Source organism: Lysinibacillus sp. NPDC086135 (assembly GCF_044746345.1).
GTDB lineage: Bacteria > Bacillota > Bacilli > Bacillales_A > Planococcaceae > Lysinibacillus.
In genome coordinates this window covers 110,348-135,354 of the sequence record NZ_JBIVCA010000006.1, presented here as the reverse complement: position 1 = coordinate 135,354, position 25,007 = coordinate 110,348, and the positions used below count along the sequence as shown (strand labels likewise).

Annotated in this window: 24 protein-coding genes and 2 pseudogenes; 23 read left to right on the top strand and 3 right to left on the bottom strand. The window is 37.8% G+C overall.

The window, feature by feature from the left end; all coding sequences use genetic code 11:
• Positions 1–33: 33 nt before the first annotated feature.
• Both ACIPKN_RS10450 and ACIPKN_RS10445 read left to right on the top strand, forming a co-directional pair.
• Positions 34–420, top strand: a complete 387-nt coding sequence (locus tag ACIPKN_RS10450) for a response regulator (protein ID WP_400935767.1) — start codon at positions 34–36, stop codon at positions 418–420.
• Positions 421–442: 22 nt separating this feature from the next.
• Complete coding sequence (locus ACIPKN_RS10445) at positions 443–940, top strand: CcdC family protein (RefSeq protein ID WP_400935765.1); 498 nt, start codon at positions 443–445, stop codon at positions 938–940.
• Positions 941–1,210: 270 nt separating this feature from the next.
• Here the strand turns inward: ACIPKN_RS10445 and ACIPKN_RS10440 are convergent, their stop codons facing one another.
• The gene (locus ACIPKN_RS10440) at positions 1,211–1,639 is read right to left on the bottom strand and encodes a DUF2621 domain-containing protein (protein WP_400935896.1); all 429 of its coding nucleotides are present in this window, start codon (positions 1,637–1,639) and stop codon (positions 1,211–1,213) included.
• Between the two features lie 118 nt (positions 1,640–1,757).
• Here ACIPKN_RS10440 and ACIPKN_RS10435 point away from each other — a divergent pair, with 118 nt between their 5' ends.
• The 5 genes from ACIPKN_RS10435 (at position 1,758) to ACIPKN_RS10415 (ending at position 3,830) form a co-directional block, all read left to right on the top strand.
• Positions 1,758–1,973, top strand: coding sequence for a DUF1659 domain-containing protein (locus ACIPKN_RS10435; protein ID WP_400935763.1), 216 nt, complete (start codon positions 1,758–1,760; stop codon positions 1,971–1,973).
• A 13-nt stretch (positions 1,974–1,986) separates the two neighbouring features.
• The gene (locus ACIPKN_RS10430) at positions 1,987–2,211 is read left to right on the top strand and encodes a DUF2922 domain-containing protein (RefSeq protein ID WP_400935761.1); all 225 of its coding nucleotides are present in this window, start codon (positions 1,987–1,989) and stop codon (positions 2,209–2,211) included.
• An 83-nt stretch (positions 2,212–2,294) separates the two neighbouring features.
• Positions 2,295–2,417 (top strand): YvrJ family protein, encoded by a 123-nt coding sequence (locus tag ACIPKN_RS10425; protein WP_082337366.1) that lies wholly within the window; start codon positions 2,295–2,297, stop codon positions 2,415–2,417.
• 104 nt (positions 2,418–2,521) lie between these two features.
• A complete protein-coding gene (locus ACIPKN_RS10420; protein WP_400935759.1) occupies positions 2,522–3,130 on the top strand; it encodes an SCO family protein in 609 nt (202 codons plus the stop codon).
• 163 nt (positions 3,131–3,293) lie between these two features.
• Positions 3,294–3,830, top strand: a complete 537-nt coding sequence (locus tag ACIPKN_RS10415) for a DUF1572 family protein (protein ID WP_400935757.1) — start codon at positions 3,294–3,296, stop codon at positions 3,828–3,830.
• A gap of 47 nt (positions 3,831–3,877) precedes the next feature.
• On the opposite strand, the pseudogene ACIPKN_RS10410 reads toward ACIPKN_RS10415, so the two are convergent.
• Positions 3,878–4,421: pseudogene (locus tag ACIPKN_RS10410) on the bottom strand (delta-aminolevulinic acid dehydratase).
• A gap of 465 nt (positions 4,422–4,886) precedes the next feature.
• Here ACIPKN_RS10410 and ACIPKN_RS10405 point away from each other — a divergent pair.
• Both ACIPKN_RS10405 and ACIPKN_RS10400 read left to right on the top strand, forming a co-directional pair.
• Positions 4,887–6,566, top strand: a complete 1,680-nt coding sequence (locus tag ACIPKN_RS10405; RefSeq protein WP_400935755.1) for a methyl-accepting chemotaxis protein — start codon at positions 4,887–4,889, stop codon at positions 6,564–6,566.
• A 281-nt stretch (positions 6,567–6,847) separates the two neighbouring features.
• Positions 6,848–8,809, top strand: a complete 1,962-nt coding sequence (locus ACIPKN_RS10400; protein WP_400935753.1) for a methyl-accepting chemotaxis protein — start codon at positions 6,848–6,850, stop codon at positions 8,807–8,809.
• A 353-nt stretch (positions 8,810–9,162) separates the two neighbouring features.
• Here ACIPKN_RS10400 and ACIPKN_RS10395 read toward each other — a convergent pair whose 3' ends face one another.
• Positions 9,163–10,557: an alanine/glycine:cation symporter family protein gene (locus ACIPKN_RS10395; protein WP_400935751.1), complete on the bottom strand. Its 1,395-nt coding sequence runs from the start codon at positions 10,555–10,557 to the stop codon at positions 9,163–9,165.
• A 567-nt stretch (positions 10,558–11,124) separates the two neighbouring features.
• On the opposite strand from ACIPKN_RS10395, the gene ACIPKN_RS10390 reads away from it, so the two are divergent.
• The 14 genes and pseudogenes from ACIPKN_RS10390 to ACIPKN_RS10325 all read left to right on the top strand — a co-directional run.
• Positions 11,125–11,823: an aspartate/glutamate racemase family protein gene (locus ACIPKN_RS10390; protein ID WP_400935749.1), complete on the top strand. Its 699-nt coding sequence runs from the start codon at positions 11,125–11,127 to the stop codon at positions 11,821–11,823.
• A 1-nt stretch (position 11,824) separates the two neighbouring features.
• The gene (locus ACIPKN_RS10385; protein ID WP_400935747.1) at positions 11,825–12,865 is read left to right on the top strand and encodes a DmpA family aminopeptidase; all 1,041 of its coding nucleotides are present in this window, start codon (positions 11,825–11,827) and stop codon (positions 12,863–12,865) included.
• Between the two features lie 499 nt (positions 12,866–13,364).
• A complete protein-coding gene (locus ACIPKN_RS10380; RefSeq protein WP_400935745.1) occupies positions 13,365–14,057 on the top strand; it encodes a M15 family metallopeptidase in 693 nt (230 codons plus the stop codon).
• On the top strand, positions 14,054–14,848 hold the full coding sequence (locus tag ACIPKN_RS10375; protein ID WP_400935743.1) for a M55 family metallopeptidase: 795 nt from the start codon (positions 14,054–14,056) through the stop codon (positions 14,846–14,848). The genes ACIPKN_RS10380 and ACIPKN_RS10375 overlap by 4 nt, the downstream gene beginning before the upstream one ends.
• Positions 14,849–14,871: 23 nt before the next feature.
• On the top strand, positions 14,872–15,936 hold the full coding sequence (locus ACIPKN_RS10370; RefSeq protein WP_400935741.1) for a dipeptide epimerase: 1,065 nt from the start codon (positions 14,872–14,874) through the stop codon (positions 15,934–15,936).
• Positions 15,937–16,080: 144 nt separating this feature from the next.
• Positions 16,081–17,907, top strand: a complete 1,827-nt coding sequence (locus ACIPKN_RS10365) for a peptide ABC transporter substrate-binding protein (protein ID WP_400935739.1) — start codon at positions 16,081–16,083, stop codon at positions 17,905–17,907.
• Positions 17,908–18,088: 181 nt separating this feature from the next.
• The gene (locus ACIPKN_RS10360) at positions 18,089–19,036 is read left to right on the top strand and encodes an ABC transporter permease (RefSeq protein WP_400935737.1); all 948 of its coding nucleotides are present in this window, start codon (positions 18,089–18,091) and stop codon (positions 19,034–19,036) included.
• On the top strand, positions 19,036–20,010 hold the full coding sequence (locus ACIPKN_RS10355; protein WP_400935735.1) for an ABC transporter permease: 975 nt from the start codon (positions 19,036–19,038) through the stop codon (positions 20,008–20,010). The genes ACIPKN_RS10360 and ACIPKN_RS10355 overlap by 1 nt, the downstream gene beginning before the upstream one ends.
• Before the next feature lie 13 nt (positions 20,011–20,023).
• A complete protein-coding gene (locus tag ACIPKN_RS10350; RefSeq protein ID WP_400935733.1) occupies positions 20,024–21,079 on the top strand; it encodes an ABC transporter ATP-binding protein in 1,056 nt (351 codons plus the stop codon).
• Positions 21,069–22,016 (top strand): ATP-binding cassette domain-containing protein, encoded by a 948-nt coding sequence (locus ACIPKN_RS10345; RefSeq protein ID WP_400935731.1) that lies wholly within the window; start codon positions 21,069–21,071, stop codon positions 22,014–22,016. Before ACIPKN_RS10350 ends, ACIPKN_RS10345 begins: the two co-directional genes overlap by 11 nt.
• Entirely contained in the window at positions 22,013–22,945 is a 933-nt protein-coding gene (locus tag ACIPKN_RS10340; protein WP_400935729.1) for a S66 peptidase family protein, read from the top strand. Before ACIPKN_RS10345 ends, ACIPKN_RS10340 begins: the two co-directional genes overlap by 4 nt.
• A gap of 9 nt (positions 22,946–22,954) precedes the next feature.
• Positions 22,955–23,727 (top strand): annotated as a pseudogene (locus ACIPKN_RS10335) (serine hydrolase).
• Positions 23,724–24,539 carry a C40 family peptidase gene (locus ACIPKN_RS10330; protein WP_400935727.1) on the top strand — a complete coding sequence of 272 codons (816 nt, stop codon included), beginning with the start codon at positions 23,724–23,726 and terminating at the stop codon, positions 24,537–24,539. The pseudogene ACIPKN_RS10335 and the gene ACIPKN_RS10330 overlap by 4 nt, the downstream one beginning before the upstream one ends.
• A 134-nt stretch (positions 24,540–24,673) precedes the next feature.
• The coding region (locus ACIPKN_RS10325; protein ID WP_400935725.1) for a hypothetical protein at positions 24,674–25,007 on the top strand (334 nt) is incomplete at its 3' end.

The following is a 25,007-nucleotide window of genomic DNA, read 5'->3' as shown; positions in this document are numbered from 1 at the left end:
TGCTAAACTAAAGAAGCCATACTGTACTATAACGTGGAGGGAGATGAACATGTGCCTACAGTTTTAGTAGTGGATGATACGCTCTTTATGCGTGTTGCAATCAGTAATATGTTTTCTGAATGGGGTTATGAGGTAGTCGGCAATGCAGGAAATGGTAAAGAAGCTGTGGCGATGTATCGTGAGTTACAACCAGATCTAGTAACGATGGATGTAACGATGCCCGTTATGACAGGTATAGAAGCAGTAAAAGAAATCATCCCCGAATTTCCAGATGCAAAAATAATTATGATTACAGCTTTAGGACAACAGAAGTTAATCGTGGAAGCAATTGAAAGTGGCGCAAAGGATTTTATGACAAAACCTTTCGAGCCAGAAAGATTAAAGGCTGTAGTTGATCAATTACTTGGACAAAATTGTTAATGACATTGGAGGAGGAAATTTTATGTTTGACAATATCCCTTCTCAATATTATGTAATAGGTTCAACCATAATGGCCATTTTTATGGGTACCTTTGTCATGGTTATTCGTATGCGAGCATCTAAGAAACCGACAAATGAGAAGAAAATTATCATTCCACCTATTGCAATGTCTTCAGGTGCGTTAATGTTTTTATTTGAACAATTTCGAGTACCACCTATGCAAATCCTTGAAGCGACAGCAGTCGGAATGGTGTTCTCAACAATCTTAATTGCCACTTCTAAATTTGAAGTAAAAGGCCAAGATATTTATTTAAAGCGTTCAAAAGCATTCGTTTTTATATTAATCGGACTATTAGTATTCCGTGTAATTGCAAAAATGATATTAAGTAGCTCCATTGACGTTGGTGAGTTAGCAGGAATGTTTTGGATTTTAGCGTTCGCTATGTTACTTCCTTGGCGAATCGCAATGCTTATTCAATTTATTAAAATCAAAAAAACAATTCCGCTAAAGAATATTTAATGGGAGACTACACTAGAGATTTCATCTAGTGTAGTTTTTTTGTTGCGCGCAGTTTGGCTGATGGATAGAGCAATTCGAGCGATTGAGAGGCTTGGCAAAGCGACAGAAAGCGTCGTTCGAATGACGAAAAGAAAGACAAAGGCGACGGAAAAAAAGTGAGGGTAAGAACTCAGAGTGATGGATTGACTCCCCCTGTACTAGCAGAGAATATATGATGAAACTTATCTAAGGTCAGTAAAAACGCTGCACAAATCATTGTGCAGCGTACCATTAATCAAACAAATGTTCATATGGAGCGATGTCAATTTGCATTTCATCTAACTTTTTACGTAAAAATTTATGGTCGCGCTTTGGCGTTGCTTGGATATAGCCACGAATAATTAAATCTTGGTCAATGGCAGGTGCTTTTTCTTCTATAGCTAGTTCGCCAATTTTCCCTGCAATTTTTTCCTTTGCTACTTGTCGAAATAGCTCAGGTACAGGGCTTACAAGTTCATATAAAAGCTCCTTCTCAGGTTGTCCCCATAAATGAATCGTTTTATCTAAATAATACTCTTGCCAATCTAAATCAGATTTACCGTCCTGTTTCGGTAATGCCTTTAAAAATTTGCGGAACATGAAAAATCCGCCTATCGCCATAAACGAAATAAGCACAACTACCCAAAATAGGATAAACCATAAAAACCAACCAGTTAACAAATCGTTCACCTCTTTGCCTTCTCTTACTCTATTATAAAAGCTTGCAGAAAAAAATCCATCCTAAATGTCCCTTTTTTAGCAATAAGTCAGTATATATTGTGTAAAGGAGGTGACGCTCATGGCAAAAGTCAATTTCATAGGTGCTACATTGCGCTTGAAGTATATCACTGGACAGAATGCACAAAACGAGCCCGTGTTTACAATTAAATCGTACCGCAATTTAAACGGCTCGCATACAGCAGAGGATTTAGTAGACGTAGCAAAGGCCATTGCAAGTCTATCTTCACACGCACTAGATAGCATTGTAAAACAAGAAACTACAGACTTATCCTAAGGGGGAGAAAGCAATGACACAAGTTTTAGAGCTGCAATTCGAGACAGCAGCAGGGAAAACGACAACGATTGCGATTGATACACCGAAGCCAAATTTAACAGCGGAGGAAATTCAACAGGTCATGCAAACGATTATCGTTAAAAATGTTTTTGATAGACAAGCTAGTGCTTTGGTGGCAATGACTGGGGCTCGCATCGTTGATCGACAAGTAAGAGAATTTGAATTAGGGATCGAATAGTCATGAAATGGTCTTTGCGGAATTTTCTGCAAGGACCATTTTAGCAATAGAATTTATTATAAGCTTAGTAAAGGAGGGGCCACATGGAACAGTGGTTAAACATGATATCGGATATCGGTTTTCCTATCTTAGTGTCGTTTTATTTACTACATCGAGTAGAAGTTAAATTAGATGCAATTCATGATGCACTTGTTTCCTTAAAGTGAAATCGATTTCACAAAGATGTACGAAAGCTGTCACTTGAGTGTCCTTGCCAATATTTACATCGTACGATAGGATGGGGATAGTGTTAGTAGGGAGCGTGTTAAAGATGAGAAATAAAATAATTGGGCTTGTTCTACTTTTTGCATTAGCTGCAGTGCTGAGTGCGTGTGGAAATACAAAATTTAAAGCAGATTATAGCTTGGAGTTACCGGATTTTGAACATATCAATCAACGCGGAGAAAAAGTTTCTTTAGAGAGTTTAAAAGGGAAACCATGGATTGGTATGTATATTTTCACAAATTGTACATCAATTTGTCCACCAATGACCTTTAATATGACGCAAGTTCAAGAAAAGCTGAAGAAAAAAGGTGTGGAAGATTATAATATTGTTGCGTTTTCAATTGATCCTGATGTAGATAAGCCTGAAATATTAGCTAATTATTTAGGCAAATATAATGTTTCGGATGAATCAAAATGGAATCTTCTTACTGGATATTCACAAAAATATATCGAGCAGTTCGCTATAAAATCAACTAAAATATGGGTGAAAGATGATCCTAAGAGCGATCAAGTGATACACGGAAATCAATTTTTCTTAGTAGATAAAGATGGCAAAATCGTAAAAATGTATTCTGGATTTGCAGATAATGCCGAGGATGTCCCTATTGACACAATTGCATCAGATATAGAAACATATATTGATGAAAATTTATAATGGATAGAAGGAAACCGTCTCAATAGTATGAAGAGACGGTTTTTTTGGTTAAATTTAAACCTTTATAACTTTAGCCTCGTTTATAGTGTAGAATGAGGGAAAGATTTTGTTTGATATAAAATATTTATAGCAGCTAATGGACATACAAAGGGGGCGTTCATGAATGAGCATGGGGCAGACTTACTTAAACGTTGTTCAGAAAAGGTTTAAAAGTGTGAAAGAACAAGGTGATAAAACACTCTTACATTTGGATAATGAACAACTGCATTGGGCTTTTAATGAAGAATCCAATAGTATTGCCGTTATCGTAAAACATGTTAGCGGTAATATGATATCGAGATGGACTGACTTTCTAACGACAGATGGTGAGAAAGAAACGAGAAATCGTGACGATGAATTTAACGATAGCCTTCAGACAAAAGAAGAGATTATGATGGTATGGGAAAAGGGCTGGCAAGTATTTTTAGATGCTTTACTAGGATTAAGGGAAACTGATTTACAAAGGTTTGTAACGATAAGAGGAGAACGGCATTCCGTGATAGACGCTATCGAAAGACAAATGTCCCACTATTCACAACATGTCGGTCAAATCGTTTACATTGCTAAACAACTAAAGGGCTCTGATTGGCAAACATTAAGTATTCCAAAGGGGCAATCTCAGATTTTTACAGAGTCTATGGTAAAAAAACATCAACGATAATTAAGAAAATCGTAGCATAGGCTACGATTTTTTTTCGGATTTATCTTCTATGCAAAATTAAGCTGATACTTTGAAGTTTCCTCGTCAATCGATTTTGCGAGTTCTATGGCTTCCTGCTGTGTTCGCTTATTGGCGATGATTTCGTACATAAATCTTATAAGAAACATTAAATTTGCATTCCCATCTATATAATCATTCGGGCCTAAATATGAATGGCAACCACTTTTTAAAAATGCATTTGCTAGCTGTTTTTCACCTAGAGTACAGCCAGAGGCAATAACTTTAATTTACAATAATTCGAGATCTCTTGAGGACCGAAAAGTTCACCTCTAGGTTTATTTAACTCATAAATTTCTGGGCCTAGCTCTGGCATGCAAAAGCGTCCTTCATCCCGTGAAAGTTTAAAATTAAATAATCTATTTGATCATTCAAATCTTCTCCTGATAAAACATCAATAAAATCATTTGGTCTTCCTATTAAATGAAGTGTTACTCGAACACCAAATGACTCAAGTACTGAGCGTAATGCAAGAGATTCGATATCACAATTAGAGCCTACTACTAAACTCACATACAAATCTGGCTTACTCATTTTCTATTATTATAGTATACCTAAAATTAGGTATTTGGACCAATTAGATAACAGAAGCGTAGTGAATGTTTTTTCTTAAAACCGGTAGAATAGGATATTTTCAAAAATATTGATCAGTTCCATAACGAGGGGGTGACTTCCGTTACGACTGGTAGCTTTGTGCTGACGCTTCGCTTTCGCGCAGAAAAAACGTTTGTTGCTGACGCGCAGAGCAAAGCATCCTGGGGGCGCCCGATGAAATGGTAATTCAAATTTTAGTGGGTGCTAAAAAACCCCCATAAATAGAGGCGTGCTTTGAAGCTGCTGTTTAGAATTTAGAGAAGTCAAGACATTTGGTGATATGTTTTATTTTTGTAAAATTTTTGTGTTAATTTATGATAAAAGACGCACTTATTATAGGGAGATAGGTAAATTTAGTCTATACTTTAAGTGGATTAACGTTTAGAGGGGAATAGAGGGAGTCGTATGAAATCAACGGTAGAACGAAAACTGCAATTTTCTTTTGGTATAGTTTTAGTCTTTCTTTTACTAATTACTAGTATTGCCATATATTTTTTAAATGATAATAAACAAACACTTGTGGAAATCGAAAAAAAGACGGAATTAATCAATTTGTATAATGATATTTCCTTCCAAACGGTTCGGGCAAACGCCGCTATTCGGGGGTATATATTATATGGTAAAGAAGACATGCTCAATAATCATCTCGAAATAAGAGATACTTTACATAAATCTATTCATCGTCTTGAAGAACTCGGACATAAAAATAAGAACTTTGAACAGTTTTTAAGGCAGTTAGAGGAATGGGAAAAGCCAATAGATGAACAAATTGTACCGCTTTTTCAAAGTGGGGAAAAACTGCAAGCACAGCAGTTGGCATTACCGATTTTAGGGAAAGGCTCTCTAAAGCTTGTTGAGTTTGGAAAAACGATGGCAACGGCCCAGCAGGACGAAATGCAGGCGCGTATAGAGGCTACAAAGCAAAAAGGCGACAACAGTGGCAAAGAAATTGCCATATTAGCAATTGTTTCCTTGCTTATAAGCATTATTATTGCGACAGCTTTTGGTCGTAGAGTCGCTAAAAATATTCAACAAACTGTAGTAGAAATGGACAAATTCTCAAATGGCAATTTACAAACGCACCTGCAATTTAAAACAAAAGATGAGTTTGTGCAGCTGGCAGCTTCGTTTAATTCGATGTCAGAAAAGCTTAGTCATACTATGAAGCATGTCGCTAATTCATCTGAGCAAGTAGCAGCAACTTCCGAGCAGCTCACAGCGAGTAGTATGGAAGTGACACAGGCAACAGAAGTTGTCTCAGAATCGATTCAAGATATTGCCCATGGTATTGAAGAACAGGATACATTGACAGGTGATGTACGTAACTTATCCTCCCACATTTTGAAAAAAATGAATGACATATCAACGAGTATTGATCATGTGAACGATGCAACAGTAGAAACTAAAAATATGGCTAGCATAGGACGTTCCTCAGTTCGTAATGTCATTGAACAGATGAATGAAATTGCGGAAAATACAGCAGAGCTAAGTACACGTGTTAAAGACTTAGATGAAAATACTGCAGCAATCGTCTCAGCAGTCAATGTTATTAAAAATATAGCTACCCAAACAAATCTATTGGCTATCAACGCCTCTATAGAAGCAGCACGAAGCGGTGAGCATGGCAAGGGTTTTGCCGTAGTGGCAGAAGAGGTGCGAAAGCTAGCAGATGAATCGAATTTAGCAGCAGTAGATATTGAAAAGGTTGTTGTGCAAATTACTGAGGATACAAGAATAATCGAGGAAGACATGATCAATAGTAATGATTCTGTAAAAGTCGGTCGTGAAAAAGTAAATGTGGCAAGAGATAATTTCATGCAAATTGACAATGCCATTAATGATATGCAAGCACAAACCGAATCAGTTACAGCAGCTATTCGAATGATCCATCAAGATATCGAAAAACTTGTAAAAGAAATCGACTACATTAGCGAAGTATCTATGAAATCAAGTAGCAATGTTCAAAGTGTTGCGGCATCCTCTGAGGAACAAAATGCAGCAATGGAAGAAGTAGCAGCAGCCTCTACACATTTGGCAAAAATGGCGGTTGACCTACAAGAATCGATTCAAGCATTTAAATACTAACAACAATAGCCCCTATGTAGCATAGTTAAAACGTGATACATAGGGGTTTTGTGTTTCACTACATATTGAAGTTGTGTCAAGAATAGAAGAATTTATGTTAAGAAAATCAAAAAAATGAAAAAAGGGGTTTGAATTTAAGTATTTCGTCCGATAAAAGCATAGGAAGAAAATTTAATCGATAAGAGAAGGGAAGGTTGCGAACCGAGGCGGTTTTCTTTTTTGAAACTTAATCGGATAAAACATATTTTAAAAACTTGTGAAAACAAAAGGAGAGCTATTGCATGAAACGATTATTTGGAAGCTTTAAGGGTAAGCTCTACACATTATTTGCTCTTATCTTACTAATCCCAGTTATTTCTGTAGGAAGCTTATCGTATCTTTCAGCAAAAAATTCGATAAAAGAAGAAATACTTTTTAGTGCGAATGAAAGTGTAAATATTTTAAATACGTTAATTGATAAAACAATTAGCGAAAAAGAAAACGACATCAATGTGTTTAGCGAGGAAATAGATTCTTCTATGTATAAACAGCAGGGATCTGCAGTATATACAAAATTTCAACAATATATAAAGCTACATCCGGATGTTCTGAGCATTTATCTTGGATCAAATGAGGGCTCATTATTTCTAGAACCAAAATCGAATAGCGCTGATTATAATCTTTTGGAACGAGACTGGTATAAAAAGGCTACAGCATTAAAGGGAGAAGTTTTAATTACGAAACCTTATATTGATGCTGGTACTGGAGATATGGTCGTAACCATTGCTCGTCAGGTAAAAGATCAGTCTGGGGTAGTTGCTATTGATATAAAATTGACAAATCTTCAAAAAATATCTAGTTCCATTAGTATTGGAAAAAATGGATATCCTTCTATTTTTGATGAAGATAAATTGGTTATTTCACATCCGACTATTGAACCGGGTAGCGAAATAAAAGAAAGCTTCATGGACAAAATGTACGACAGCAAATCGGGCACGTATGATTATGTCTTTGACGGTGATGACCGAACTCTGTTCTTTACAACGAATGAACTGACAAATTGGAAAATCACAGGGACAATTTTTGCGAAGGAAATTGACCAATCAGCATCATCTATTTTGTATAAAACGTTTCTTGTACTAATCGCTGCAATTGTAATCAGTGGGATTGTATTCTTCTTTGTCATGAAGGCAATTATAAAACCGATTAAAGCGCTCAAGGATAGTGCAGTAACCATCAGTAATGGTGATTTAACTGAAAAAGTGACGGTAAAATCTCATGACGAGATTGGACAGCTAGGGCAAGCCTTTAACGATATGCAAGACAGTTTAAGAACTCTTATTCAAAAAATTGAACAAAATGCCGAAGAGGTAGCTTCGTCGGCAGAAGAGTTAACAGCCAATGCTAACCAAACGAGCATTGCTACAGAAAAAGTGGCCATTTCGATTCAAGATGTTGCGACGAGCGCTGATACGCAAACGACGAGTGCCAATAAGAATGCAGAATCGTTACAGGAGCTTTCGAAGGCTATTCTTCATATCGCGGAGATCTCTTCTACCGTGACGGATCTCTCACAGCATGCAACGCTACAGGCAGATGAAGGTGGAAAGGCAGTTCGAGATACAAAAGATCAAATGCACTCTATTCATTTATCAGTGACCGATTCAAATACGAAAATTCAAACATTACATGAACGTTCTAAGCAAATTACGTCTATTTTAGATGTTATTACAAGCATTGCAGATCAAACGAACTTACTGGCTCTTAATGCAGCAATTGAGGCAGCAAGAGCAGGAGAGCATGGAAAAGGCTTTGCAGTCGTTGCTGATGAAGTTAGAAAGTTGGCGGAGCAATCACAGAAATCTGCACAACAAATTTTCGAGTTAATCCATGGCATCCAGTTAGAAACCGAACAATCCGTAAACATCATGGCAAAAGTTACAGAGGATGTTCAAAACGGACTACATGTATCAGACGAAGCTATCACGAAGTTCCAAGTGATTAAGTCGAGTATGGATAAAATTACTCCTAAAATGGAAGAGGTATCTTCTGCATCTGAACAAATGTCAGCAAGTGTACAAGAGGTGACAGCTGTTACGGAGGATTTAGCATTCTCTGCACAAGGAAATGCAACTGCTTCAGAGGACGTTGCAGCGTCTACAGAGGAACAATTAGCTTCAATGGAAGAAATTAATGCTTCTGCACAAGCTCTTGCGCATATGGCAGATGAGCTAAAGCAGCTAATTAGTCAATTTAAATATTAACTTCTTTCAGCAAATTGGCTTTTGTAACGTAAGTGAAACGACAGTTACAAAAGTCTTCCACCTAAATATGTGGTGAGATGAATGCGGGGGTGTCCAAACACCCGCTGAAATAAAGGAACTCAGGCTAAAACTTCACATCCTGTGAAAATGCCTGAGTGACCAACCTCGGTGCTGTTGCCGCTGCTGCTTCGCTTTTGCACAAAACACGTTGCTGCCGCTGCGATAGCACTACGCTTTCGCGCAAAAAACATTTGCAGGCGATTGTGGACGGCATTATACCGAGACATAATTGATTAGTATCAGACATAACAAAAAACGCCATTCCTCAAAAGAGGAATGGCGTTTGTCAATAATTATCGATCTTCTTCCCAGCAATCAGTATTTTTCAATGTTGGGATTGATTTTGCATAAAATACAGGGTTTTTGCCGTTTTTCTTTTGCTTTGTAAAGTCGTCTAACACGAGGAAGGCAATTTTACCAAGTAATATAATGATTGTAATATTGATTATAGCCATTAGTCCCATGAACAGATCGGCTAAGTTCCAAACAAGCTGTACCTGTGCAAGAGAACCAAACATCACCATAACAAGAACTAAAATACGGTAGCCAAACATCCAGCCTTTATGCGCATTCATAAACTCAATATTAGATTCACCGTAATAGTAATTTCCTACGATGGAGCTAAAGGCAAAGAAAATAATAGCAATAGCGATAAAGTAAGGAGCCCATGAACCTACATGTACAGCTAAGGAATTTTGTGTAAGAATAATTCCATCGCTTTCACCTGTATTATATAGACCCGCTAAAATAATGATAAACGCTGTTGCAGAACAAATCATAATTGTATCAAAGAATACACCTAAGCTTTGCACTAATCCTTGCTTTGCAGGGTGTGACGTATTTGCTGTAGCTGCGGCATTAGGTACACTACCCATACCGGCTTCATTTGAAAATAAACCACGGCGTACGCCCTGCATAATAGCAGTTCCGATTGCTCCACCAGCTGCTTCTTGAAGACCAAACGCTTCTGTGAAAATCAGCTTGAAAACGGCAGGTATTTCAGACAGATTTGTCACAACAACAAAAAGGGCTACAGCTAAATAGAAAACTGCCATCACGGGTACAAGTACTTGCGTAACTTTTACAATTCTATGTACGCCACCAAAAATAATCATGGCCGTTAACACAACTAACATAATACCAATGATATAAGGTTTAATATGGAATGCCTCACCAACAGAAGTGGCAATCGTATTCGATTGTACAGCATTAAAAATAAAGCCAAAGCTTAACGTTAAAAGAATACTAAAAATGATCCCTAATTTTCGTTGGCCTAATGCTTTTTCCATATAATAGGCTGGTCCACCACGGAACATATCGCCATCCTTTACTTTGTACACCTGTGCAAGCGTACTTTCAATAAAGGCAGTCGCCATTCCTAAAACGGCGATAATCCACATCCAAAATACTGCTCCTGGTCCACCTACTCCGATTGCTAATGCAACGCCTGTAATATTCCCAGTACCTACACGCGATGCTGCGCTAATCGTAAAGGCTTGGAACGGAGAAACGCCTGAGTCTCCTTCTCTTTTTTCCACTATTAAACGAAACATTTCAGGGAAAAGTCGAATTTGAACAAACTTTGTGCCAAAGGAAAAATATAACCCTGCAGCTAATAATAGTGTGATAATGAAATATGTCCATAAAATACTATTAGTCTCATTTACAATATTTGATATCCATTCCATTTTGTTTACCTCCAATCTCAATACGCTTCAGTTTACACTGTTTTTTTGTAATATATCCACTTTTTGAAAATACTGAATTTTAGAAAACGATTTTATTACTAAATATTTTTCCAATAGTTGAAATATCTAGTTCAAATGCAAGTACAGCGAAGGACTTACTTATACTTAGAAGATTATGGTGATGAACCATTTGTCGAAACTTTACAGCGAGAAAATAATATAATGATGCAAAAGAAAAATGCATGTTGTAATAAAAGGAGGTTACGTATGGCATTTTATTTTTTTATATTGGCATTTTCTGTTGATGGATATGGTGATTAGGATAGTTGCAAGAATTGTCACTTTTTTATTCCCTAAGTTTCCATCTACCGTTGTATTAATCATTAGTGATTTAATTGACTTTGTGTATTTACTTTTTTATTAGTATAAATGTTGTTGTTGCTTCTATACCCATCTTATTAATTAGATAGTGGCTATTTTGAAAAGAGAGGTTTGAAAACTTTTTGAAAATTTCCTCATTTAGTATAGAATGATTAGTATAATGGTAAAATTAAAGGAGGATTATGCGTGAAAACAATTGGTATGATTGGCGGTATGAGCTGGGAGTCTTCTGCAGAGTATTATCGTCTGATGAATGAAGAGGTAAAGCAACAATTAGGAGGCTTGCATTCAGCAAAATGTATTTTATATAGTGTAGATTTTCAAGAAATTGAGCATTATCAAGCTGAGGGAGCGTGGGAAAAGGCCGGGCAAGTTCTTGCAGAGGCAGCGCAATCTCTGGAGAGTGCAGGGGCAGATTTTATTGTTATTTGTACAAATACAATGCACAAGGTTATTGATATCATAACGGCAAAGATCACCATTCCAATTTTACATATAGCTGATGCGACAGCAAATCAAATAGAAAAAGCTAGTTTACAGAAAGTGGCCCTTCTTGGAACAAAGTACACGATGGAGCAAGATTTCTATCGAGCTAGAATAGAGGGATTTGAAATTGAAGTGCTTGTTCCGCTTGCTGAGGAGCGCGCTGAGGTTAATCGTATCATCTATGAAGAATTATGCTTGGGTCGAATTGAACAAGCGTCGAAGGACTATTATTTACAGGTGATAGAGAATCTTGTGCAAGCAGGCGCACAAGGAATTATATTAGGCTGTACAGAGATTGGATTACTTATTAAACAAGAAGATGTGAACGTACCTATTTTTGATACAACAGTTTTACATGCACAGGCTGCTGTAAATTTGGCGATTCATAAGGAGGACTAATATGCCAAAAGTACGAGAAATGGGAATCGTCATTGGCACATTATCTACTGGTGAGAAAAATTGTATTACTGATGTAGCTGGCGTGCGTGTAGGGCATGTAACACTTGATGAGAAAATGAATCAAGACGGCGCGCATGCTTGTACAGGAGTAACTGCGATTTTACCGCATGAAGGCAATTTATTTCAGCAAAAGGTTACTGCTGCAAGCTATGTGTTAAACGGTTTTGGAAAAACGACAGGGCTCGTGCAGGTAAATGAGCTTGGGGTTATTGAATCACCAATTATGTTAACGAATACATTTGGCGTTCCAGCTGTAACACAGGGAACGCTGCAATTTATGCTAGATATGAATAGTGAAATAGGTCTTTCAACAGGAACTATTAATATCGTTGTTGGGGAATGTAACGATAGTTATTTAAATTCTATTCGGGAAAGTCCCATTACACCTGAGCATGCTTTGGAAGCGATTCGCAAGGCATCAACTGAAACTGTAGAGGAAGGGGCAGTTGGTGCTGGAAAAGGAATGATGTGCTTTGGCTATAAAGGTGGGATTGGCTCATCTTCTCGAATTGTGATACATGGGTCAACGAACTATATGGTAGGCTGTATGGTCCTCAGTAATTTCGGGCAAAGCTCTGAGTTTTTAGCACACCAATATGTTGCTACTAACGGTCATAGCGAATCGATATTGTCTCCAACAGATGGCTCCATTATCATCGTACTTGCCACAGATGCCCCGCTTAGTAATCGTCAACTGACACGTGTCATTAAACGCTGTGGCATTGGTCTTGGACGTACAGGCAGTCACTTTTCACATGGCAGTGGAGATATAGTCATTGGCTTTACAACAGCACATCGTATCGCTCATCAATCAGATCAGCTCGTCGAAACACATATACAACTACGTGAGGATCATCCTATTATGAATCAATTATTTGCAGCAGCTGCAGAAGCAACCGAGGAAGCCATTTTAAATTCACTTTCACAGGCACAGACTACAATAGGTCGAAATGGACATAAAGTTGAAGCTTATCAATTTTAACTTTATATTCAGCAAGAAGGTTTAATAATAAAATTATTCAATGTCATATTCGTTCTTCAGTAAATGAAACGTCATCTTAGTGCGTGAAATAAAATAAAAATACATTTAGTTCGCCTGTTTAGTAGAAATATCTAGAAGAGCTTACCTCCATTTTGATCAATATCAAAATGGAGGTTTTTTATAACCGAATAAGTCTGAGTTTAATTCGCCATTTTTTATTATCTTTCGGTAATCTTCTATCCCATTTGTGAATAAAATTCCTAATAGGTGAAGAAACGTTGACGTTCGACTTCTTGCATAAATCAATTGATGAATGTTGTTTGAAACGCAGAGAATAGCTAGTACTCTGTAATATTTCTGTTTTTATCTAGTCAATAAATATAAGGTATGATACATTCATTAAAAACTGAATTATCCGAAAATTTATCAAAATCTGAAAGTAGAGGTGTGTACTATACATGACGCTATTTTTTATCCCATTGAAGTAAATAAAACTTCAATGAGGGACTCAACGCCAGCAATTCGTGAAAATGGAGAGCCATTCATTCAAATCGGAGAAGAACATTCGAGGATTTTTGTTAATCCCATTTACTATCATCAAAAAATACCAAACAGTTTACAAGCGATTTATGTACGTCAGGGAGTGTATGAGCGATTAACACAAGCGCTATTATTATTGTCTAAAAATTATAGCCTTATTTTATATGATGGCTATCGGCCGTTCCAAGTGCAGCAATTTTTGTTTACGAGTTTTTCAAAGCAAATCGCACAGAGTTTTCCGCATTTTACTGAGCAAGAGATTGAAAGAGAAACGAGAAAGTATGTTGCGTTTCCTAGCATTGAACATGCTCATCTTGCTCCTCATTTAACAGGTGGAGCGATTGATGTGACACTAGGTGATTTAGATGGTAACGCTTTAAATTTAGGTACGGCTTTTGATGAAATAAGTGAAAAGTCTGCGACACGTTATTTTGAACAACATCCAGAGGAAGATTGGGAAGCCTGTGTTCATCGACGTCTTCTATTTAACTGTATGACAATGGTTGGGTTTACGAATTATTCGGAGGAATGGTGGCATTACGATTTAAATAATGTTTCATGGACCGGACGTGTAGGTGCACAAGAAGCTAGTTATGGAGCTGTGGAAGCAAAAATTCAAGACAATAAAGTAAAGGAGTTTCGATTGCTATGAAGGTCTATATTAGTGCAGATATTGAAGGGATTACTGGCACAACAGCTTGGAGTGAGACGGAGCTAAACGCGCCAGATTATCAGTTTTTCCAAAAGCAAATGACAAAGGAAGTAGAAGCCGCTATAGAGGGGGCTATTCTTGGTGGAGCGACAGAAATTTTATTAAAGGATGCTCATGATTCAGCACGTAATCTTGATATTTCTAATCTACCAGTAAATTGCAAGGTTATTCGTGGGTGGACATATGACCCGATGTGTATGGTTGCAGGACTTGATAAGAGCTTTGATCGCGCCATTTTTATTGGCTATCACAGTAAAGGAGGAAGCGCGCGTAACCCTTTAGCACATACGCTTTGTGTTTTTGCTGATGTGAAAATTAATGGTGAATATGCAAGTGAATTTTTAATTAATACGTACGCGGCTGCTTTACATGGTGTTCCCGTTTCGTTTGTCAGTGGAGATGTGGGGTTAACAGAGGAAATTCAATCTATTAATGATAGCATCATCACCTTTGCCACGAAAGAAGGGATAGGAAATGCGACCATTAGCGTGAGTCCACAACTGACGATTAAAGAAACGAAGCGACTTGTTGAGGACTCGATGAAGGTGGCACGTGAAGATTTACAAGTGACATTACCGGAGCACTTTGTAGTGGAAATCATTTATCGTGATCATACACGAGCATATCGAAATTCTTTCTATCCGAATGCTACGTTTAAACCACATAATACAGTGGAATTCGTAACGGATGATTTTTATGAGGTGCTTCGACTTTTACAGTTCTTAACATAAGTAACTTAAAGGTAGGTGAATGGATGAAAATTAAAAATATTGTCGTGGGGAAAGTGGAGGCCCCGCTTATAACACCGTTTAAAACAGCACTGAGAACAGTGCATAACATTCACAATATTGCCGTCTATGTTCACACTGATGATGGGCAAATAGGCATTGGTGAAGCGGCACCGACTGCAGCCATTACTGGTGAAACACTCGGGTCTATTTCGCACGCTATTGAAGAGTATATAAAGCCAGCCATTATTGGGATGGATATTGAAGAATTGACAGAAATCATGGAGCGAATTGACAGCAGTATTTATCAAAACACAAGTGCAAAAGCTGCGGTAGATATGGCGATTTATGATTTATTTGCTAAGCACTATCAAACACCTCTGTATAAATTATTAGGGGGCTTTCGGAAAGAATTAATAACAGATATTACGATAAGTGTAAATGATTCTGAAGAAATGGTGAAGGATAGTATAGCCGCCGTACAGCGCGGTTTTCAAATTTTAAAGATTAAGGTGGGGAAAGATCCGGCAGGTGATGTAGAGCGAGTTGTTGCTATTCGTGATGCAGTTGGACACGCCATAACATTACGGGTTGACGCGAATCAGGGCTGGACACCGAAGCAAGCTGTACAAATTATTGGTGCACTTGAAGATGCTGATGCAAATGTTGAATTGGTTGAGCAGCCTGTTCATTGCCATGATTTAGTAGGGATGCAATTTGTAACGGCCAATACATTGACAAATGTTTTGGCAGATGAAAGTGTTTTTTCTGCAAAAGATGCCTATACAATTATCGAAAAGCGAGCTGCAGATTTGATTAATATTAAGCTCATGAAAACAGGAGGCATTTATCAAGCGCAGAAAATTTGCCACATTGCGGAGGCGAACGACATACCATGCATGATTGGTTGTATGCTAGAGACGAAAATTAGCGTTAGTGCCGCTGCACATTTTGCCGCATCACAGAAAAATATCACGATGGTAGATTTAGACGGTCCTAGTTTATGTTTGAAAGATCCTATTGTTGGTGGACCGATATTTGAAAATGATCGAATTAGGATGACGAATGCAGTTGGGTTAGGATTTTCGTAATAAAGTGTTGCTTTAATCAGGGAGGGGTTCGTCCCCCTACTGACGGCTTAATGGATAGTTAATCTCTCACTTTTTTTGTTCCGCTATAGTGAGATTTTTAACTGTCACTTTATGTAGATAAATAAGATTACTAGGGGGATGCTTATGAGGGAAAGGTATTGGCTGCTTTTCGTGTGTCTTGTTGTAATGATTTGTGCAGCATGTAGTGATGATTCTTCAAGTGAAAAAAAATCAGAGTATCGCGTGGTTTATTCAGGGGAAATAAAAACGTTAAATTACTTAAAGACCTCTGAAACGAATGAGTTTGCTATGGCTGCGAACTTGGTCGATGGATTAATTGAGTATGATAAGTATGGTGTTGTACAACCAAGCATAGCCAAAGAATGGTCATCAAATGACGATGCTACAGTTTGGACGTTCAAGCTACGTGACGATGCAAAATGGGTTACTCATGATGGGAAAGAGTATGCGGATGTTGTTGCTCAAGATTTTGTAGATGGCTTACATTATGTCCTTGATGCAAAAAATGAATCATCAACAGCTTGGATTGCTACGGTCGTAAAAAATGGGGAAGCCTTCTATAACGGTGATATGACAGATTTTACGAAGGTTGGCATAAAGGCAATAGATGAACATACAGTAGAATATACTTTAGAAAAGCCAACACCTTACTTCCTATCTATGTTGAACTATGTCTGTTTCTTCCCTGTTAATGGTAAGTTTATAGCGGAAAAAGGTGATAGTTTCGGTACAACTAATGATAATTTCCTTTATAACGGATCTTATATTTTAGATAAATTTGAACCGCAAAATGAGCGAGTACTTGTGAAAAATGATAAGTATTGGGATAAAAACAATGTTCTGATTGATCGTATTCGTTATAAATACAATAAAGAAGCGGCTACAGTTGAACCTGAATTATTTTTACGAGGAGAAGTCGATTCAGCGATTATTCCAGCTTCTATTATTGATGAGTGGTTTAAAGATGAAAAGAAAAAATCACAAATTCGTCAAACACAAAATAACTTCTATACGTATTTCTATGCATTAAACTTTAACCCGCAATTTGATGCAGAATATGAGCCTGATAATTGGAAGAAAGCGGTCAATAATAAAGATTTCCGAAAATCATTGTTCCATGCATTCGACCGTGAATCTGCAATGCTAACTTTAGAACCTTATAATCCAAAAGATTTGCTTAGCAACACGATTACTCCGAAAAACTTTGTCAATGTGGAGGGGGTTGACTATACACAGTTAGCACCATTAGCTGATAGTACAAATAATGACTCTTTCAACAAAGAGAAGGCTTTGGAATATAAGGAAAAAGCGAAAAAAGCTCTAGAAGGAAAAGTAACTTTCCCAGTAAAAGTATTGATGCCTTATAACGCAGGTGGTCCAGATTGGGCAAATCGTTCACAAGTCGTTGAACAGCAGATTGAAAAACTATTAGGTACTGATTTTGTAGATATTATCATTGAGGCAGGACCATCTACAGGCTTTTTATCAGAGGTTCGTAAACCTGGTAAATTTGCTTTTCTTGAAGCAAACTGGGGTCCAGACTATGCCGACCCATCAACGTATACGGATCCATTCACTGCAGGCGGTACTTATAATAAACCGGAGCTAGCTGAAGGATATACAGAAGCAAACGGAAAATCAAAATATCAAAACTTAGTGGACGAAGCAAATGCGACGATTGATACAGCAAAACGTTATGAATTATTTGCCAAAGCGGAAGCCTTCTTAATTGATGAGGCATTTGTTATCCCTTATTCAGTTGGAGGAAGTGGCTATGTTGCCTCTAAATTAAATCCATTTGAGGCTCAATATTCACCATTTGGTGTGACTGCCGAGAAATTTAAAGGTCAGCGAGTTTTAGACAAACCAATGAGTAACGAGGAGTTTAAAGAAGCTTTAGCAAAATGGGAGCAGGAACGTGCGGAGGCGTTAGATAAAGTAGCGAAATAAAGTAAAACTTCAATTAATGACCAAATATGGATAGTTGAAACGATCGGGCATAGATGATGGAGAAAATAGTAGGATCTTTGCTACATTCAAGAAAAAGTCAAAAGCGGTTCGTATTTATGAAGGAGATACCGAAATAAAAAAGTCGGCATCTCCTTCTGTCTTTCTGAAGAAGGAGGATGAAATGATGCTGAGGTATATAGGTAAACGTTTATTACAATCAGTTTTAACACTATTTATTATCATTACGATTGTTTTTTCATTACTACGTTTAATGCCAGAAGAAGGTTATTTAGGGGCAGCAGCGAATAAAATGTCACCTGCACAACAAGAAGTATATTTAACGAATTTAGGTTTACGTGACTCATTACTTGTACAGTTGGGAAATTTTTACGCTAAGCTGTTTCATGGTGATTTAGGTAAATCCGTTACATATCGGACAGATGTACCAGTCGTCACGATTATTGCAGATAAGATCATGTATTCCTTGTTATTTGGTTTAGGGGCGGTTACGCTATCTTTTCTAATTGGAGTTCCGCTCGGCATATTGATGGCCCAGATGAAGGGACGCTGGCTGGACCGCTTAGGGACAGGCTATATTGTCATTATCGTTGCAGTACCAGCCGCCGTCTATTATTTAGTCATTCAAATGTATATTACAGAAATTTTTCATTTACCAATGCTTTTCGATGAATATAATCCTATTACTTGGATTTTACCACTGATTTCAATGGCGTTAGCACCGACTGCTTCCTATGCTATGTGGATGCGGCGTTACATGGTGGATGAACTAAACAAAGATTATATAAAGCTAGCGAGAGCAAAAGGAGTGAAAGAGCGTACATTAATGTTTCAACATGTATTACGAAACGCTTTTATTCCGATGGCACAGTATTTACCAGCAACTATTCTTTTTACCATTACAGGCTCCATCTACATTGAATCCTTATATTCTATTCCTGGTATGGGGGGCTTACTCGTAGATGCCATTCAGCGACAGGATAATACGATTGTACAAGGCTTAGTGCTTGTGTTCTCTTCACTTGGAATTATCGGATTAATTTTAGGTGATATTGCAATGGCCGTTGTTGATCCGCGCATTAAATTGGGGAAAGGGGAGAGTGTACGTTAATGGGGATGTATTCAGAAGAAATAAACAATATCTCAAACAAATCACGTGAATCATTGTTCGATTTTGCGGAAGTAGATGAACGTCAAGCTGAAGAAACAGCCTATTCTAATTATTCCTATTGGCGTTCAACATGGAAATCCTTCTTAAAAAATCGCATCGCTGTCTTTTTATTAGTTGGCGTGCTAATTATCGTAGCTTTTACCATTTTACAACCGTATTTACCAGTACAAAAATCACCCACTGAAATATATTTAGATGAGCAGACAGGTCTCCAAGCACGTAATGTTGCACCAAACGCTGAATTTTGGTTTGGGACAAATTCCATTGGGCAGGATTTATGGTCACGTATTTGGGCAGGAACAAGGACCTCGTTATTTATTGGCTGTGTGGTTGCTTTAGTAGAGGCTATCGTCGGTATTACGATCGGTACACTTTGGGGTTTTTCGCGGAAATTAGAGGTGCCCATTACACAGCTTTACAATGTCGCTGATAACATACCAACAACGATTGTACTAATTTTAATGTCCTATATTTTACGACCAAGTATTTCAACTATTATTATTGCTATGTGTATTACGGGCTGGGTAGAAATGGCAAGATTTATACGCAATCAAATTGTTATTTTGCGTGATCGTGAGTATAATTTAGCCTCAAAATGTTTAGGAACACCTGATTATCGAATTATTTTAAAAAACCTATTACCCTATCTTATTTCAGTCATTATGTTACGAATGAGTCTAGCGATACCATTTGCTATAGGCTCAGAAGTGTTTTTAACATATATCGGATTAGGATTACCGATTAGTGAGCCGTCTTTAGGAAATTTAATCAATGAAGGACGAGTACTCATGATGTCTCCAGAATTAAGATATCAGCTTATTTTCCCAAGTATTGTATTAAGCGTCATTACGATTGCATTTTATATTATAGGAAATTCATTTGCAGATGCAGCAGATCCGAAAAATCACGTATAAGGGGATGTAGGAAGTGACACAAACTCAAACACGTATTTTAACTATTCAAAACCTAGTTATTAAATTTACACTTCGTGGCAGAGTGCTAACGGCCATTCGTAATATTTCCCTTGATTTATACAAAGGTGAAAGTCTAGCAATCGTTGGGGAATCAGGTTCAGGAAAATCTGTTCTAATGAAATCAATCATGGGCTTGCTCGATAAAAATGGCTACATCGATCAGGGGGAAATTATCTACAATGAACGGGATTTAGCACAGTTTAAAACTGAGCGGGAGTGGCTAAGCATTCGTGGAAAAGAAGTGGCTATGGTTACACAGGACCCAATGACATCATTAAATCCACTGAAAACGATTGGCAAGCAAATTGAGGAATGTGTTTTTTTACATCAGAATTTAAAGGGCAAGGCAGCATACGAAGAAACTTTAAAATTGTTAAAAGATGTTGGCATTCACGATGTGGAAAAGCGTTATAAGCAATATCCTCACGAATTTTCAGGCGGCATGCGTCAACGAATTGTAATAGCTATTGCGCTAGCGTGTAAGCCTAAGATCTTAATATGTGATGAGCCAACAACTGCATTAGACGTAACAATCCAAGCACAAATTTTGCAGCTTTTAAAAAATCTTCAACAAAAATATGGGCTAACGACCGTTTATATAACGCATGATTTAGGTGTTGTAGCGAAGGTTGCTGACCGTATTGCAGTGATGTATGCAGGTGATGTCATCGAAATAGGGAAGACGCATGAAATTTTCTTTAATAGCAAGCATCCTTATACATGGGCACTCATTTCTTCTTTACCACAACTAGGCTCAAAAGGGGAGCAGCTTTATTCTATCAAAGGCACTCCACCAAATCTATTTCAAGAAATTAAAGGAGATGCCTTTGCTCCTCGCAATGAATATGCGTTAAAGATTGATTTTGTGGAACGTCCACCATTTTTTCAGGTGAGTGACACACATTATGCTCGTACGTGGCTATTAGATCCACTCGCACCGAAAGTAGTGCCTCCTGAAGCGCTCCAAGCCTTTTTCAAAGAAGGGAGACGATATGCGCATGAGTCGTAAAGAAGTAGTAGTTGAGGTGAAAAATTTAAAGGTTGTTTTTGGGAAAGGCAAAAATAAATTTATAGCGATTGATGATGTCAGCTTCGATATTTTAAAAGGTGAAACATTTGGTTTAGTGGGTGAATCAGGCTCTGGAAAAACAACAATCGGCAGAGCTATTATGCGTATCAATGAAGTCACTGAAGGACAAATACTGTATCACGGTAAGAAACTAAATGGCAAAATATCGAAAGAGTGGGATCGAGAAATTACACAGAAAATCCAAATGATTTTTCAAGATCCTATGGCATCGCTAAATGAACGCGCAAAGGTAGACTATATTATTTCAGAGGGACTTATGAATACAAAAAACTTTAAAAATGAGGCTGATCGTCAACAGAAGGTACGCAATGCCTTATTAAATGTAGGATTATTACCGGAGTTTTCAAGTCGCTTCCCACATGAATTTTCAGGAGGGCAGCGTCAGCGGATCGGCATTGCGCGTGCACTAGTAATGGAGCCAGAGTTTATTATTGCGGACGAACCAATTTCAGCATTAGACGTATCCATTCGTGCACAAGTATTAAATTTACTAGCCAACCTACAGCAGCAAAATGATTTAACCTATTTTTTCATAGCGCATGACTTATCTGTAGTCCGATTTATTACGGATCGAACTGCTGTTATTTATAAAGGTAAAATTGTTGAACTAGCTGAGACGGAAAAGCTGTTTGCTAATCCTCTTCATCCTTATACAAAGGCATTATTATCGGCAGTACCGGAGCCAAATCCCTATAAGGAGCGAGATAAAGTCGTAGAAATCTATGATCCATCACAGCATAACTATGACATTCAGCCACCGTCATTTACCGAAATAGAAGAAGGTCATTTTGTCTTGGCTAATGAAGAGGAATTGGAAAGATACCGAACTTCACTAAAAATGGAGGTAAGCAAATGATTCGTCCAAAGGCATTGAAAAAAGGTGACACAATTGGTCTAATAAGTGCTTCGGGTGCAACCCCACCTGAAAAATTTCTCCCTGCCGTTCAAAGTATTGAAAAGCTAGGTTTTAAGGTTGTCGCTGGAGAAACATGTCGGGCGAGGCATGGCTACTTAGCAGGCTCTGATGAATTAAGAGCATCTGAAGTAAATCAAATGTTTAGGGACGCTAATATTGACGGCATTTTCTGCATACGTGGAGGTTACGGGGCGACGAAAATTTTACCGCTTCTAGATTTCGATATGATAAAAGGCAACCCAAAAGTATTTGCTGGCTATAGCGATGTAACAGCATTACATATCGCTTTTAACCAACACTGTGGCTTTGTTACGTATCATACACCAATGCCCTCTACAGAATTTATTCGGCCAGAGATGGATCAGTATACGTGGAAGTCCTTTTTCGAAAGTGTGACAGCAACAGAACGTACGGACTACTGTCTTGAAAATCCACCTGGGCGTACAATGACGACGTTTGTAGCCGGCAAAGCGACAGGGCAACTTATTGGTGGGAACTTAACGTTAGTGACGGCATCTCTTGGGACACCTTATGAAATTGATACAAGGGGTAAAATCTTATTTTTAGAGGATATAGATGAAAGTGAGCAACGTGTGGATCGGATGCTTACACAGCTAAAATTGGCAGGCAAACTAGATGAGGTGGCCGGTATCTTATTAGGAGCTTGGACAAATTGTGGTCCTGAAAATCCAAAATATCCCGAACGCAGCCTATCACTACAAACAATTTTTCAAGAAATTTTAGGTCCACTTCATAAACCTATTATAAAGGACATTACATGCGGTCACTGTTTACCAACGATGTCACTACCATTAGGTCGAACGATCACAATGGACACGGAGAATCAGTTGATAAAAGTCATAGAGTAGGTGTGAATTATGAAGCATATGATTACACAGATTCTTCAAAAAGCTCCCTATAAAGTGCATATGTTTGTGAAAGATTGTAAGACGGAGCATTTTTTCATTAGCGAAAAACTAGAATACCCATTTTCCAGTGCAAGTTTAATTAAGGTGCCTATATTGCTTGCTGTTCTAAATTATGTAGAAAGCAACAACCTATCAATAGAGCAAGAGATAAAGATAGCACCAGAAGAATGGGTTGATTTTAGTGTTATTAGTGAACAGCGTTTAGAGCAAAGTACTATCTATGAGCTTTTAGTATGGATGATTATTACGAGTGATAATACAGCAACAAATATATTAATCGATTTTCTAGGGATGGATATTTTCGTCAAATTGGGCTGCTGCAAACTACCATTCAACGAAAGATGATGGATTTCGAAAGACTAGCAAAAGGCTTTGATAATACAACGACGGCAAAAGATATGGCACTGCTATTTTCAAGAATTTATCGTCGGGACTTGTTATCGTCAGCTTCTAGTGAGGTAACGATAGGTATTTTAAGTCGTCAACGTGTACACGAATCACTAAAACGTTATTTAGTAGATGATGTGAAATTTGCTCATAAAACAGGTGGTCTTAATACGGTAGATCATGATGTTGGGATTGTATACAACAGCTCTGGGGATTATCTTATTGGCGTTTTCGTCACTGAGGTTACTAACAATGATCAAGCAAGGCAGCTAATTGGTCGAATATCCAAAGTTGTTTATGATTATTTGGTGAAGCGAAAGGAGATGATAGAGTGAATGCCATTGTGACGTCAATGATTGCAAATTTACATGCAAAGCCAGAAGCAGTCTCAGAATTAGTGGATGAGCTACTATATGGAATGGTTGTCCGAATTATGGAAGTAGTGGATAAGAACTGGTTCCGCATACAAACTACTTATCGCTATGAAGGTTATTGCCAGAAGGATAACTTCCTAGTGGATGATGCCCAAACGGACATCTGGCTACAAGAAGCGAATCATTTTATTAGCCAAAGCTTCGCCGATGTTTTGCAGGAGCCTCGAATTCAGAGTACGAAAAAGATGACACTCGTTAAAGGCTCAATCATCTGTTCGACGGCTATTGGCGAGCTAGATTCTGAATGGGCAGCAGTGCAATTAGTGACAGGTGAGATTGGTTATGTACGTAGGCAATGGTTACAAGAAAAAATTCCAGAAAACAGCTTATCTGAGCAACAATTACGGGAAAATGTTGTTCAAACGGCGCTTAGCTATTTAGCAACACCCTATCGCTGGGGAGGAAAATCGCCATTAGGTATTGATTGCTCAGGTCTCTGTTCTATGGCATATATGCTAAACGGCGTATATATTTATCGCGATGCCAAAATCGTTGAAGGTTTTCCTATTAAGGAAATATCTCTAGAGCACATACAAAAGGGAGACTTATTATATTTCCCAGGACATATTGCACTATATATAGGCGACAACCTTTACGTACATTCTTCGCTTGCTGGGAACGAGGTTAATTTAAACAGTCTAGACGAACAGCATCAACAATATCGGAAAGATTTGGCGACATCTATTACCGCTGTTGGCAGCTTATTTAAATAAAAAGTGTAGGGAAGCTTGACGTGGCTTCTCTTTTTTCAATCTTTGAGATGACTCGGGAAATTATTGATAGAGATAACCACCTATTTGCATTATGCTATAATGAAATCAAAATTTAGAGGATTGGGGGATAGGAATTGAATCTAGAGTTAAAAGAGTTGTTACGTTCCGTTTTAAAAGAAGAATTAACACCAATGCATAAGAAACTTGATGGAATTGACCGACGTTTTGAGACTATTGATCAAAGATTTGATGGAATTGACCAACGGCTAGATGGAATGGACGCTCGCATTGAAAATATGGATCATCAATTAGTCGGAATGAACAAACGTTTTGACGGAATTGAACTGCGCTTAGATAAAATTGAAAATGATGTGCATGAACTTAAGAGTGATGTACACGTACTTAAGGATGATGTGCATGAACTTAAGAGTGATGTACACATACTTAAGGATGATGTGCATGAACTTA

What these genes read in the sequence shown, in the direction of transcription:
- ACIPKN_RS10445 (WP_400935765.1), top strand. Translation starts at nt 443, where the DNA reads ATGTTTGACAATATCCCTTCTCAATATTATGTAATAGGTTCAACCATA.
- ACIPKN_RS10435 (WP_400935763.1), top strand. Translation starts at nt 1,758, where the DNA reads ATGGCAAAAGTCAATTTCATAGGTGCTACATTGCGCTTGAAGTATATC.
- ACIPKN_RS10430 (WP_400935761.1), top strand. Translation starts at nt 1,987, where the DNA reads ATGACACAAGTTTTAGAGCTGCAATTCGAGACAGCAGCAGGGAAAACG.
- ACIPKN_RS10425 (WP_082337366.1), top strand. Translation starts at nt 2,295, where the DNA reads ATGGAACAGTGGTTAAACATGATATCGGATATCGGTTTTCCTATCTTA.
- ACIPKN_RS10420 (WP_400935759.1), top strand. Translation starts at nt 2,522, where the DNA reads ATGAGAAATAAAATAATTGGGCTTGTTCTACTTTTTGCATTAGCTGCA.
- ACIPKN_RS10415 (WP_400935757.1), top strand. Translation starts at nt 3,294, where the DNA reads ATGAGCATGGGGCAGACTTACTTAAACGTTGTTCAGAAAAGGTTTAAA.
- ACIPKN_RS10405 (WP_400935755.1), top strand. Translation starts at nt 4,887, where the DNA reads ATGAAATCAACGGTAGAACGAAAACTGCAATTTTCTTTTGGTATAGTT.
- ACIPKN_RS10400 (WP_400935753.1), top strand. Translation starts at nt 6,848, where the DNA reads ATGAAACGATTATTTGGAAGCTTTAAGGGTAAGCTCTACACATTATTT.
- ACIPKN_RS10395 (WP_400935751.1), bottom strand. Translation starts at nt 10,557, where the DNA reads ATGGAATGGATATCAAATATTGTAAATGAGACTAATAGTATTTTATGG.
- ACIPKN_RS10385 (WP_400935747.1), top strand. Translation starts at nt 11,825, where the DNA reads ATGCCAAAAGTACGAGAAATGGGAATCGTCATTGGCACATTATCTACT.
- ACIPKN_RS10380 (WP_400935745.1), top strand. Translation starts at nt 13,365, where the DNA reads ATGAGGGACTCAACGCCAGCAATTCGTGAAAATGGAGAGCCATTCATT.
- ACIPKN_RS10375 (WP_400935743.1), top strand. Translation starts at nt 14,054, where the DNA reads ATGAAGGTCTATATTAGTGCAGATATTGAAGGGATTACTGGCACAACA.
- ACIPKN_RS10370 (WP_400935741.1), top strand. Translation starts at nt 14,872, where the DNA reads ATGAAAATTAAAAATATTGTCGTGGGGAAAGTGGAGGCCCCGCTTATA.
- ACIPKN_RS10365 (WP_400935739.1), top strand. Translation starts at nt 16,081, where the DNA reads ATGAGGGAAAGGTATTGGCTGCTTTTCGTGTGTCTTGTTGTAATGATT.
- ACIPKN_RS10360 (WP_400935737.1), top strand. Translation starts at nt 18,089, where the DNA reads ATGATGCTGAGGTATATAGGTAAACGTTTATTACAATCAGTTTTAACA.
- ACIPKN_RS10355 (WP_400935735.1), top strand. Translation starts at nt 19,036, where the DNA reads ATGGGGATGTATTCAGAAGAAATAAACAATATCTCAAACAAATCACGT.
- ACIPKN_RS10345 (WP_400935731.1), top strand. Translation starts at nt 21,069, where the DNA reads ATGAGTCGTAAAGAAGTAGTAGTTGAGGTGAAAAATTTAAAGGTTGTT.
- ACIPKN_RS10340 (WP_400935729.1), top strand. Translation starts at nt 22,013, where the DNA reads ATGATTCGTCCAAAGGCATTGAAAAAAGGTGACACAATTGGTCTAATA.